Source organism: Xenorhabdus mauleonii (assembly GCF_900113945.1).
GTDB classification, from domain to species: Bacteria; Pseudomonadota; Gammaproteobacteria; order Enterobacterales; family Enterobacteriaceae; genus Xenorhabdus; species Xenorhabdus mauleonii.
The window spans coordinates 1-3,542 of record NZ_FORG01000067.1; the positions used below are offsets into that span (position 1 = coordinate 1).

The 3,542-nt window shown below is 52.7% G+C and carries 3 protein-coding genes; all 3 read left to right on the forward strand.

The window, feature by feature from the left end; translation table 11 throughout:
- The coding region (locus BM100_RS22035) for an STY4528 family pathogenicity island replication protein (RefSeq protein ID WP_092514917.1) at positions 1-1,173 on the forward strand (1,173 nt) is incomplete at its 5' end.
- Between the two features lie 707 nt (positions 1,174-1,880).
- On the forward strand, positions 1,881-2,606 hold the full coding sequence (locus BM100_RS22040; RefSeq protein ID WP_092514922.1) for a PFL_4669 family integrating conjugative element protein: 726 nt from the start codon (positions 1,881-1,883) through the stop codon (positions 2,604-2,606).
- 1 nt (position 2,607) lies between these two features.
- Positions 2,608-3,542 (forward strand): DNA topoisomerase (locus BM100_RS22045; protein ID WP_244896547.1); only part of this gene is annotated, 935 nt, incomplete at its 3' end.

Sequence of the window (3,542 nt, forward strand, 5' to 3'; positions counted from 1 at the left end):
ATGAAAAAGCGTCTGGAACAACGCAGCGACGATGACGTTTCGCAGCTGCGCAGTGGTCTGCTGTTTATGGGAAACATCCAGGATGCCTATCCCCGTCGCTTGTTACTGGATGATCGCCTGTCACCATTGGATAAAACGGGCTGGATGATGATCCGCCTGTACGCGCAACAAAATGAAGGGGCAGTTTTTCCCAGCTACGATGAATTGCAGGTGCTGCTGGCCTCACCCTATAAAGGCAAGGCCTCGCGTGAAACCGTCAGCCGGGTTCTGCTGATGTTGCGAATAACCGGTTGGCTGAGTTTATGCAAGCGCATCCGGGATGAGCACGGGCGAGTGCGGGGGAATATCTATGCGCAACACGATGAGCCGCTGACCTGCCGTGATGCCGAAATGCTTGATCCTCATTGGCTGGATACCGTGGCAGAAGCCTGTCGCAGTAAAAATCGCACGATCAGCCAGACAGCCTGGTCGGTGCTGGCTGACATTAAGGAAGATCCGATGATGCGCCATCGCCATAGTCATCTCTGTTTACTGGAAGCGCGCTTGAATGCCGTGCAGACACCACAGCAAAGGGTCATGAGGCAGGCCCTTCAACAAGCCAAACAGCACACCGAACCCAGAGAAATGACACCGGATTCGGAAACCGAACTGAGTCAAAAAGAGGTGCCCACTAAGCCGAATTCGGTTTCCGAACTCAGTATAAAATCATCGAGTTATAGCGATTCCACTAAACCGAACCGTTATGTACGTTCTTTCACACAGAGTGTGAATAAAAAAACATACGTAGATCCCCAGCCTGTTATTTTTCTGCCAGAAGGACTTTGCCGACAACTGGAGCCGGAAGATATCACCATGCTGACCAGCCAGTTGCAGGCACTGCCTGCTGAGCAGGCTCAAATCGTCCTGGATTGTCTGGACAAAGCGCTGCGTGCAGGCAAAATCGGCAACCCGGTCGGCTGGCTGCTGACCATGATGAAACGGGCACGGGAGGGAAAACTGTATGCCCAGGCTGAACCGACTATTGCGACGGTCGGCTCTGCTAAAACGCAGGCTGCGTTCATCCGGGAAACTGAATGCCCGGTTTCACCGTCCTCCCAGGCCCATGTGCGCAATGTCGTGAAAGAGATCCGTCAGCGACTGACGCTGGCGAGGCATCAACAAAACCCAGATTGATTAAAAAACAGACTTTGTTGGCAGTGCCAACAAAGTTCAAAAAACACACAGCATTGTTCCCTCAATACGGCATAAAGATGCGGCGCAACAGTAAAAGCGTTAACGTTTTCTTCATCGACATCAGAAAATAACCTTAACCCTCGGGTTCGGGAAGTGAAGTGAGTGTTTGTTTCTCAGGTTGATGTGTATGGTTTAGAGAAGGCACTGGCGGCTCACTGAATCTGGTAAAGTCCATTAAAGCCAATGTTGTCTAAAAAATAGACTTTGTTGGCAGTGCCAACAAAGTTCAAAAAATACACAGCATTGATCCCTTGATACGGCATAACGATGTGGTGCGACAATAAAAAGGTTAACGCTTTCTTCATCGTCCTCAGGAAATAACCTTAGCCCTCGGGTTCGAAAAATGAGGTGATTGCTTGTTTTTCAGGTTGATGTATATGATTAAGGGAAGGCACTGGTGGCTGACTGAATCTGATAAAGCCCATTAAGGCCAGCTCTGTCTAAAAAACACACTTTGTTGGCAGTGCCAACAAAGTTCAAAAAACAAACAAACCGTTGTTGCCAGCACCGTCTGAAAATCGCATTTCTGACAATGAATGACATGGCTTATTTTTCCTTTTTCCGATAACTGGTTATGGGTTGAGTGAACCCCGCTTTTCCTCTGATAGTTCTACAGACATAAGTTGCCTAAACAGGAGTTGCTCTTTATGTCTGAGCCTGACGAAAAAACCGCACCGCCAACACCCCGTCGTGCCGGCGCACTGAAATCCGCATTATCCATTGAACTGCATACCCACTACGCCATCCGCCTCTGGGAAGGGCGTAAAAAAGAAGATCTCACTGGCCGTCGTCAATACCCGGATATTATCGGTATGCCGCAAGTCATTAAACGGGCGGGCACTATCAGCGCAGATGCGGCTGCTGATAACCCTTACGCCGACAGCTGGCTGATTAAGCTGGAGCAGGCTCTGGCAACAGCATCGGCCAGTCTTCAGCAGAGTATTGCCACCTTGCAGGAGACGCTGAATGCTTTGCCGGAACACGTTACGTTATCTGCGGTTTCCTCCGTTGAACCGCTGAATATCGGTGTCTACAGCCATTCACCATTGGGTTACCGCTGTGTCTGGCTGCTGGTCGGTTTCGACCAGCTGGCGATGAAAACTTTTCAGGCCTTTCATTACGGTTTTATTTCCCGTTCAGAGCGGGATGCGTTGCTGCATAACGGCAGCCGGGTGATCCGTCAGATTTATGGCCTGGTGCGTTCTTACCGCCCTCTGAAGGTGACTCGTGCGGATATTGAGGAAAAAACACCAGCCGGCCTTGAGGCCATTAAATGGCTGGGCGAGCCGGAGCCTGATATTTTGTCGGGCCGGTTGCGTTCCGGTTTTTCACCGAGCCGGCGTGCGGTTGTTCAGGATGCGGGCAGGGGGTGATATGCAGCTTTATCTGTGTGAAAAGCCCTCTCAGGCCCGGGATATCGCCCGTGTGTTGGGTGTGAAGCAGCGTGGGCAGGGATGTCTTTTGAGCCAGAACGTGACCGTGACGTGGGCTATCGGGCATTTACTGGAAATGGCCGCCCCGGAGCACTATGGCGAACAATTCGGCCCGCCGTGGCGGATGGCGCCTCTGCCGGTACTGCCGGCGCAATGGCAATGGACGGTGAAAAAAGAGACCGCTGAGCAGTTTGCGGTGATCAAACAGTTACTGAAACAGGCGGATGAAGTGATCATTGCCACGGATGCCGACCGTGAAGGGGAAGTGATTGCCCGCGAATTGCTGGAGTTCTGCCGTTTCACCGGGCCTGTCAGGCGGCTGTGGCTGTCTGCGCTGGATGAAACCAGTATCCGGCAGGCACTGGCAGCGCTATTACCGGGGGAGCACACCGAGTCACTCTGGCAGGCCGGGTTGGGGCGGGCACGCGCTGACTGGCTGATGGGTATCAATCTGACCCGCCTCTATACTCTGAAAGCGCAGGCACAAGGATTTGGTGAGGTGCTGTCCATCGGACGGGTACAGACGCCGACACTGGCACTGGTGGTGAACCGTGATAATGACATCGCCCGGTTTGAACCCAGGCCCTACTGGCAGGTGGTGGCCACATTGCAAAAAGACAATATTGCCTTTCGGGCCAAATGGCTGCCCGCCCCCGATGCGTGTGATGAAGAAAAACGCTGTATTCGGGAGGATATCGCACATCGTGTGGTTAAAGCCTGCCAACAGACACAACATGCTGTGGTGACGGAACTCATTCAGAAACGGGAGAAAACCCCGCCACCGCTTTGTTTTGATTTGGGGACACTCCAGCAGGTGGCTTCCCGCCAGTGGGGCATGGGGGCCGGTCAGGTACTGACGATTGCCCAGTCGCTGTA